The sequence below is a fragment of the Polaromonas sp. P3_C2 genome (genome assembly GCF_056402675.1).
On sequence record NZ_JBFUGX010000347.1, the window covers coordinates 1 to 4,441 of the forward strand.

Annotated in this window: 4 protein-coding genes and 1 pseudogene; 3 read left to right on the forward strand and 2 right to left on the reverse strand. The window is 64.3% G+C overall.

Annotated elements, in window-relative coordinates:
- The first annotated feature begins 77 nt into the window (after positions 1-77).
- From AC1DWI_RS14715 to AC1DWI_RS14725, 3 genes are all read left to right on the forward strand, one after another.
- Positions 78-872, forward strand: a complete 795-nt coding sequence (locus tag AC1DWI_RS14715; RefSeq protein WP_477670797.1) for a MetQ/NlpA family ABC transporter substrate-binding protein — start codon at positions 78-80, stop codon at positions 870-872.
- Positions 873-897: 25 nt separating this feature from the next.
- Entirely contained in the window at positions 898-2,034 is a 1,137-nt protein-coding gene (locus tag AC1DWI_RS14720; protein WP_477670796.1) for a sigma-54 interaction domain-containing protein, read from the forward strand.
- Between the two features lie 195 nt (positions 2,035-2,229).
- A complete protein-coding gene (locus AC1DWI_RS14725) occupies positions 2,230-3,168 on the forward strand; it encodes a TauD/TfdA dioxygenase family protein (RefSeq protein ID WP_477670795.1) in 939 nt (312 codons plus the stop codon).
- Positions 3,169-3,369: 201 nt separating this feature from the next.
- On the opposite strand, the gene AC1DWI_RS14730 is transcribed toward AC1DWI_RS14725, so the two are convergent.
- Together AC1DWI_RS14730 and AC1DWI_RS14735 are read right to left on the reverse strand one after the other, a co-directional pair.
- Positions 3,370-3,696 (reverse strand): 4Fe-4S binding protein, encoded by a 327-nt coding sequence (locus AC1DWI_RS14730; RefSeq protein WP_477670794.1) that lies wholly within the window; start codon positions 3,694-3,696, stop codon positions 3,370-3,372.
- Positions 3,693-4,441 (reverse strand): annotated as a pseudogene (locus AC1DWI_RS14735) (pyridine nucleotide-disulfide oxidoreductase); the annotation flags it as partial. The pseudogene AC1DWI_RS14735 and the gene AC1DWI_RS14730, both read right to left, overlap by 4 nt.

Consider the following 4,441-nt stretch of genomic DNA (forward strand, 5'->3'; position numbering starts at 1 on the left):
CCCTCACCCTAACCCTCTCCCAGGGGGAGAGGGAACAAAACGACACAACAACTTTCAATTTATCCAAAGGAAACACCATGAACAAACGCACCCTCATCCAGTCCGCCGTCGCACTCGCGCTGACCGCCTCCCTCTCCGGCGCCGTGCTGGCGCAAGACAAGCCGCTGAAGATCGGCGTCACCGCCGGCCCGCACGCGCAGATTTTTGAGCAGGTCAAAAAGATCGCCGAAAAAGACGGCCTGAAGATCCAGATCGTCGAGTTCAGCGACTACATCCAGCCCAACGCCGCGCTGGCCGCCGGCGACCTGGACGGCAACAGCTACCAGCACAAGCCTTTCCTCGACCAGCAGGTCAAGGACCGCGGCTACAAGATCGTCAACGTCGGCTACACCGTCAACTTCCCGATCGGCCTCTATTCCAAGAAGGTCAAGAGCCTGGCCGAGTTGAAGGAGGGCGCGCGCTTCGGCATTCCCAATGACCCGACCAACGGCGGCCGTGTGCTGCTGGTGCTACAGGACAAGGGTCTGATCAAGCTCAAGCCCGAAGCAGGCCTGAAGGCCACGCCGCTCGACGTGATCGAGAACCCGAAGAAGCTGAAGTTTGTGGAGCTCGACGCCGCCCAGCTGCCGCGTTCACTGGACGACCTGGACGCCTCGGCCGTCAACACCAACTACGCGCTCTCCGCCGGGCTGAACCCCAAGGACGCGATTGCTCAGGAAGCCGCCAAGTCACCGTATGTGAATCTGCTCGCCGTGCGTGAGCAAGACAAGGACAAGCCCTGGGTGGCCAAGCTGGTCAAGGCCTACCACTCGGAAGAAATCCGCAAGTACGTGCAGGCCGAGTTCAAGGGCGCTGTGCTTCCCGGGTTCTGATCGAAATCCGGACGGAGCCTGAAGCATGAGCCGGTTGCTGACCCTTCCCAATGCCGGCGCCTTGTCGATTCGCGCCAAGGCGCTGGTGTTCGAAGACCCCGGCTCGCTGGCCTTGCTGGAGCGCGTCGACCAGGTCGCGCCGACCGAAGCCACGGTCCTGATCATTGGCGAGACCGGTACCGGCAAGGAATTGCTGGCGCGCCGGATCCACCAGGGCAGCGGGCGCAGCGGGCCTTTTGTGGCGGTGAACTGCGGCGCTTTCAGCGAATCGCTGATCGATGCCGAACTGTTTGGCCATGAAACCGGCGCTTTCACCGGCGCTGCGCACGCCCGCGCCGGCTGGTTTGAGGCAGCCGACGGTGGCACGCTGTTCCTTGACGAAATTGGTGACCTGTCGCTGAGCCTGCAAGTCAAGTTGCTGCGCGTGCTGCAAGAGCGCCAGGTGGTGCGCATCGGTTCGCGCAAGCCGATTGCGCTGGACGTGCGCCTGATTGCGGCAACCAACGTCGACCTGCGCGACGCGGTGAACGCCAGCCACTTTCGCGCCGACCTTTACTACCGCCTGAGTGTTGCCACGCTGGAGCTGCGCCCGCTGTATGAGCGGCCCGGCGACATCCTGCCGCTGGCGCGACATTTCCTGGCGAGCTACGCCGCGCGCCTGGGCATCAAGGGTGCAAGCCTTTCGCCCGAGGCAGAGCAGGCCCTGCTGGCCCACGACTGGCCCGGCAATATCCGCGAGCTGGAAAACGTCATCCACTACGCGCTCATCGTGGCGCCGGCGGCAACGCTGCATGTCGCGGACCTGCAGGGCATTCACCGCTCTGCACGCATGGCGTCCCGCGCGGCCCCTGCCGCATTGCCGGCACCTGCTTCCGTAGCAGAGGTTTCAACAGAAGCGACGCAGGGTGCTGCACCCGACAGTTTGCGCGAGGTGCTGCTGCAACGCATGAACCAGGCCGAACCTGAACTGTTTGACACCGTCGAGGCCACCCTGGTGAAGACGGCGTTCGAGTTCTGCCATGGCAACCAGGTGCAGACAGCGCATCTGCTGGGCCTTTCGCGCAACGTGCTGCGCACCCTGCTCAAGCGCCATGGCTTGCTCGAACGGTCTGCACACGCCGGAGATGCTGAAGAGAGCAATTCCGCCTTCGTGTCGCTGTAGCCGAAAAGGCCATGCTGCATTCACAGCAGCTGTTGAACACTTTCCCGCACCGCGTCCTGCCCAGCTGCTTCGATCGCAGCAAGAGGGCGGAAAAACGCCTTCCAATGTCCGGTTTTCACTGGCACAAGTCATGCGTAGAAGCTTGTCAGCGTCATTTCTGTCGCCCGTTTTATCAACGACACAAGGAGCTTCTTCATGACAACATTGCCCGTGGATATTCACCCGGTCGCCGGCCGCATTGGCGCCGAGGTGCGCGGCCTGCGCCTGTCTGCCGACCTGCCAGGCGCCACCATCACTGCGCTGAACCAGGCGCTGCTCAAGCACAAGGTGCTGTTCTTTCGCGGCCAGCAGCATCTGGACGATGCATCGCAGGAGGCGTTTGCCAAACGCCTGGGCGAGCCGGTGCCGCACCCCACGGTGCCGGTGCGCCAGGGCACGGGTTTCATCCTTGAGCTGGACTCGGAACACGGCGGGCGTGCCAACTCCTGGCACACCGACGTGACCTTCGCCGTGGCCCCGCCCAAGATATCGGTGCTGCGCGGCGTGGTGATCCCACCCGCCGGCGGCGACACGGTGTGGGCCAACACGGCGCTGGCTTACCAGGGCCTGCCGCCCGCGCTGCGCGAGCTGGCCGAAAAGCTCTGGGTGATTCATGGCAACGATTACGACTACGCCGCCTCACGCAGCGAAGACGAAGTGTCGAGCGAAGGCCTGCGGCATTACCGCGAGGTTTTCACCCGCACATTGCATGAAGCCGAGCACCCGGTGGTGCGCGTACACCCCGAAACCCGCGAGCGCACACTGGTGCTCGGCCATTTCGCGAAAAAGCTGGTGGGTTATTCCAGCACCGATTCACAGCACCTGTTGTCGGTGCTGCAAAGCCATGTGACGCGTCTTGAGAACACCGTGCGCTGGCGCTGGATCCAGGGCGATGTGGTGATCTGGGACAACCGCGCCACGCAGCACTACGCCATCAACGACTACGGCGACCAGAAGCGCATCGTGCGCCGCGTCACGCTGGCCGGCGACGTGCCGATCAGCGTGGACGGCCGCCGCTCACGCGTGCATGGTGGCCAGGCGCAGCCACCGAAGGTCACCCAACCGGTGGTGCCTGCCGAGGCCGTGGCTGCCTGATGGATTGATCTTTCGTGTGGCATGGCCGTGCTGCCAGTGCGGCCGGCCATTTTTGCCGGCTTCGCGCCGGCTTTTTTGTGCTTTCGAGCAAAAAAATGGCCGTCTTGATGCATTTTGAGCAATAAAAATGGCCGCTAGGCCAATGAAAATGCGCGCCACCAGCTATCAAATAAATAGCATATGGTGGCGATGGGTTGAGGCTCAGGCTCTCTGCAGCAGGTGGTAGCTGTGGTCGTCCGAAGCGGTCGACTTGCGGCCACCGCCCCAGCCGACGGCTTTGCGGTAGCTGCCGAGCAGGGCGCCGTGGCGCAAGGCTTCTTCATTCACCTGCACGGACTCATCGGCGCTGGGAGCGACAAACAGCGCGTCTTCCGGGCAGTACAGCTCGCACATGAAACAGGTCTGGCAGTCACCCTGGCGCGCGATGACCGGTGGGCCGCCGGGCACGGCGTCGAACACGTTGGTGGGGCAGGCCGTCACGCAGATGTTGCAGCCGGTGCACTGCGAAGCGCTGATGAGCTCGATCATGCGACCACTTCCTGGCTGACCCGGATTTCGTCGAGCCCGTTGCTGATGAGGCGGTGCCGTTGCGTGGGGTCGGGCGCGGCGTGCTCCTGGCGCCGGTGCATGCCCCGCGTTTCGTTGCGGGCCAGGGCGCTGCGGTACATCCAGCGCGAATGGGCCAGCAGCGCGGCGGCTTCGCGTGTGCGAACCGCCTGTTGCCTGTCGGCCGGTGCGGCCTGGCGCAGGCGCAGCCACAACGCGTCGAGCCGCGACAGAGAATCTTCCAGCACGCCGCCGCTGCGGAACCAGTTGCGCTCATAAGGAAACACTTCGGCCTGCACGGCCCGGATCAGGACTTCGCTGTCGGTGTGTTCGCTGCCCGTGCCCTGCAGGCCCACGCCGCCGGCGCGCAGCACCGCGCGTGCGGCGCTATGCGGGTTTGAGCGCGCGAAACCCGCTGCACCCGCGCCGGCCCAGAACCCGGACGACAAGGCCCAGGCCGCGTTGTGGCTGCCGCCGCCGGTAAAGGCGCCGCAGATCAGCTCACGCGTGGCAGCATCACCGGCGGYATACAGGCCGGGCACAGAGGTTGCGCAGTCGCGGCCCGTAATGCGCAGGCCGCCGGTGCCGCGCACGGTGCCTTCCAGCCGCAAGGTCACGGGAAAGCGCTGGGTGAAAGGGTCTATGCCTGCGCGGTCGAAGGGCAAAAAGAAGTTGGGCTGGGCGGTGCGCATCCAGGCTTTCACCTGGTCGTCGGCTTTATCCAAAC